3 protein-coding genes and 1 pseudogene are annotated in these 3,199 nt (G+C 45.9%); 3 read left to right on the top strand and 1 reads right to left on the bottom strand.

What is annotated here, in order from left to right; genetic code table 11:
* Positions 1 to 267: pseudogene (locus tag IQR33_RS30250) on the bottom strand (glycerol-3-phosphate 1-O-acyltransferase); the annotation flags it as partial.
* A 368-nt stretch (positions 268 to 635) separates the two neighbouring features.
* Between IQR33_RS30250 and lexA the strand changes: the two are divergent.
* The 3 genes from lexA to IQR33_RS34895 all read left to right on the top strand — a co-directional run.
* Positions 636 to 1,256 (top strand): transcriptional repressor LexA, encoded by a 621-nt coding sequence (gene lexA, locus IQR33_RS30245; RefSeq protein WP_005378682.1) that lies wholly within the window; start codon positions 636 to 638, stop codon positions 1,254 to 1,256.
* Positions 1,257 to 1,440: 184 nt separating this feature from the next.
* Positions 1,441 to 2,235, top strand: coding sequence for a class I SAM-dependent methyltransferase (locus IQR33_RS30240; protein WP_017636072.1), 795 nt, complete (start codon positions 1,441 to 1,443; stop codon positions 2,233 to 2,235).
* 55 nt (positions 2,236 to 2,290) lie between these two features.
* The coding region (locus IQR33_RS34895) for an MATE family efflux transporter (protein ID WP_322631813.1) at positions 2,291 to 3,199 on the top strand (909 nt) is incomplete at its 3' end.

Raw genomic sequence — 3,199 nt, 5'->3', positions numbered from 1 at the left:
TGGACGCGCAGCGATAAAGACGAAACGGTTCAGCGTTTTGCCATTGATTTCCAGCGGGCTGAGCGGGTCGGGTAGACCAAGGCTCATGGCTTGTTTTTGCAGTGTCAGCAAATCCACGTTCGAGCGGAACGGCAGGGCATATACAATCGGTTTAGTTAGGTCGATGTTCAGATCTTCAATCGGGTTCGACGGGATTGTGGTGCCCTTTACCAGTACCGATAAAGGTAGTTTTAGTAATGAACGTGAAAATGATTGTCCAGAAGACATAAAGTTCACAGCCTCAATAGGTATTCAAACAGGCCTAACCTTATTTCAGTTTCCGCTTTGCATGTCTTCTCTATAAAAAGAGATGAGTACGGCAATAGAAATAAGCCTAGGCGATAAAATTTAAGCGCTGCAAGGATACCAGAAACTGGTCAAACCTTTTAATTTTATTGGCTGTAAATTAGTCGAACCCCTAAGTTATTGCTTTGACTTGATTAACTGAAAAGTCGGTGTTTTAAACGAATAAAGAATGAACTTAATCGGTAAGCTGAAAGCTCTCCACAAATAAATTAAAAAACAACCAATTGGGTTTTCATTTGAGCATTTACTGGATATACTCACAGTTAACTGTATAAAAAGACAGGTGAGACATGAAGCCGTTAACGCCACGCCAACAACAAGTCTTCGATTTGATTAAAAGTAAAATCGATGACACCGGAATGCCACCAACTCGTGCAGAGATTGCGCGTGAGCTTGGCTTCCGCTCTGCGAATGCCGCAGAGGAACACCTAAAAGCGCTTGCTCGTAAGCAAGCAATTGAAATTATTCCAGGCGCTTCTCGTGGGATTCGTATCCTGCTTGAAGACGCAGCCAATGATGAGCAGGGTTTGCCATTGATTGGTCAAGTTGCAGCGGGTGAGCCAATTCTGGCTCAAGAGCACGTAGAGGCGCACTACCAAGTCGATCCTGCGATGTTCAAACCGCAAGCGGATTTCTTACTTCGTGTAAATGGCGAGAGTATGAAAGACATCGGGATTATGGATGGCGATTTGCTCGCGGTGCATAAAACCCAAGATGTGAGAGACGGTCAAGTTGTCGTTGCGCGTGTTGATGATGATGTGACTGTGAAGCGTTTGGAGCGCAAAGGTTCAACCATATTACTGCATGCTGAGAATGAAGAGTTTGCCCCAATCCAAGTGGACTTAACGTCTCAGCACCTTACGATTGAAGGCTTAGCCGTTGGTATTATTCGCAATACCGATTGGATGTAAGTGTGTTTAAGCAGCCCAGTTCATCTGGGCTGTTTTGTCTTTTCTCTTTTTCTACTTCCTCCAAAAGCTTGCTCATCATCTTGACCTTGTTTGTTTTGACCAATTTATAAGCTTGATAATGTAATTGATATTCATTATCATCTTTATTAATGTCTATGTTTTCTCTCTGGCGCAGGAAATGCCCATGTCTCAGTCTAAACATCAAGTTCCTAACCATTTATTAAAGCCACTGTTATTGCGTAGCCGTGAAAGCATGGTCGACAATGGCTTGGTGTACGATCCGATAGCTGCTAAAGCGTGTTTGAGCTGTAAGATGGCGCCGGATTGTTTGAGTGGTGATATTGCGCAGAAGCAATTGCTGCACGTGACGCTGACTCAGCTTTGTGACCAGCAGGTTAGTCACTTCTTACAGCAGTATCCCGATGCTTGGATAATCAATGTCGGAGCGGGGTTGGATACCCGCTTTTATCGTTTGGATAATGGACGCTGCCATTGGATAGAGCTGGATGTGACGGAAAATTTGGTATGGCGTCAGCGTTTGTTCCACAAAAATGAACGTTATGAACATCGCTGTGGCAGTGTGGATGAAATGTCCTGGCTAGAGACGTTAGTCATTCCAGAGCAAGCACCGGTACTCATTTTATGTGAAATGGCACTGCTCGATTGCACAGAGCGTCAAGTCGCGAAATTTATTCAAACCTTAGGTCGACATTTTGTTTCTGCTGAACTGTGTATGGTGCTGGCAGGAGATTTAACGGAAACCAAGTGGGGACAAAAGCTTGGCTCTGATCGTTATGCTCATGGCTTTGAAGCGCCTGCAGCACAGATATTGCAATGGTTACCATGGGCACAGTGGGTGAAAGCTTTCTCGCCATTCGATAGATTCTGTTCTCGTTGGAAAGCTTGGCAGCGTTGGCTTAATAAGATTCCAATGTTGAAGCATCGCCTCACGCCAGTACTCGTTCATATCAAGTGGTAATTGGCTAGTCGTTAAGCGCTCAGGTACACTCGTCGATCTTACTGATGAGGTGCCTGTGACAAATTCAATCTTCTCTCCTTTATCTAACCCAAAAGTTCATCGCCAAGTCTTAGCTTTAGCTATACCTATGGTGCTGTCGAATATTACTGTTCCATTGCTCGGTTTGGTCGATGCTGCGGTGATTGGTCATCTAGACCACGCTTGGTATTTGGGTGGTGTTGCGTTGGGCAGCACCATGATCAGCGTGACGTTTTGGCTGCTTGGTTTTTTGCGTATGTCGACTACTGGGTTGGCGGCGCAGTCCTATGGCGGTGAAGACCGAAAGCAACTTGCCTTGGTGTTTATGCAAGGCTCACTTATGGCGCTGCTGTTTGCGTTAGTCTTCCTTATTGCCCATACCCCGATAGCTGATTTGATCTTTGGTTGGAGTGACGCCAGCGCAGAGGTAAAACACTACGGTATGCAATATTTCTCTATCCGTGTGTGGAGTGCCCCCGCTGCGCTAATGAACTTTGTGTTGTTGGGGTGGCTGCTCGGAACGCAAAATTCCAAAGCACCAATGTGGATGGTGATCATCACCAACGTGACTAATATTGCCCTCGATTTGTTGTTTGTGATTGGTTTGGGGTGGAAAGTAGAAGGCGCTGCGCTGGCATCGGTGATTGCTGACTACTCTGGCATGGGTTTTGGTCTCATGTGTGTCTGGAAAACCTGGCGAGAGAGGCAATTACCATCACCTCAAAAGTTGCTAGCCAGCACTCAACACGGTTTAGGGCGATTCGTGAAATTGAATCGCGATATTTTCTTACGCTCTTTGTGTCTGCAAGCGGCTTTTAGCTTTATGACGTTCCAAGGCGCGAGCTTGGGTGATGAGGTTGTCGCTGCAAATGCGGTTCTGATGAGCTTCCTGATGATTATCTCGTATGGCATGGATGGCTTTGCTTATGCGATGGAGGCCATGGTC

The organism is Vibrio sp. OPT46 (assembly GCF_015163535.1).
Lineage (GTDB): Bacteria > Pseudomonadota > Gammaproteobacteria > Enterobacterales > Vibrionaceae > Vibrio > Vibrio alginolyticus.
The sequence above is the reverse complement of the archived record's forward strand: the minus strand, read 5'-3'. Positions and strand labels throughout refer to the sequence as shown.

Coding starts and splice junctions, on each gene's coding strand:
- lexA (WP_005378682.1), top strand. CDS start 636: ATGAAGCCGTTAACGCCACGCCAACAACAAGTCTTCGATTTGATTAAA.
- IQR33_RS30240 (WP_017636072.1), top strand. CDS start 1,441: ATGTCTCAGTCTAAACATCAAGTTCCTAACCATTTATTAAAGCCACTG.